1 pseudogene is annotated in these 328 nt (G+C 73.5%); it reads right to left on the bottom strand.

Annotated features, from left to right (window positions below):
• A pseudogene (locus C1I98_RS39570) lies at positions 1-328 on the bottom strand (DUF418 domain-containing protein); the annotation flags it as partial.

The following is a 328-nucleotide window of genomic DNA, read 5'->3' as shown; positions in this document are numbered from 1 at the left end:
CGCCGGACGAACCCGAGCAGGACCAGCCCGATCAGGCCGTACGCGCCCAGGATGTCGCCGAAGAACAACAGGGCCGCATGGCAGAACCCGAAGGCCAGCAGCCACCGGCCGCGGGCCCGCAGCACCCGGCGTACCTGCCGCCAGTCCCGTCCGGAAGCGAGCTGGCGCTCGGCCAGCCGGGCCAGGCCGTACCCGAACAGGGCGGCGAACATCGGCAGCGCCCGGCCGTCCACCAGGAGCATCTGGACGCCGGCCACCAGCCGGTCGAGCGGGTCGCCGTCCAGCGTGTAGCCGCGAAAGCCGCTCGGGTGCCCCGCCAGGTACATGT

It is taken from the genome of Spongiactinospora gelatinilytica, assembly GCF_003236385.1.
Lineage (GTDB): Bacteria > Actinomycetota > Actinomycetes > Streptosporangiales > Streptosporangiaceae > Spongiactinospora > Spongiactinospora gelatinilytica.
The sequence above is the reverse complement of the archived record's forward strand: the minus strand, read 5'-3'. Positions and strand labels throughout refer to the sequence as shown.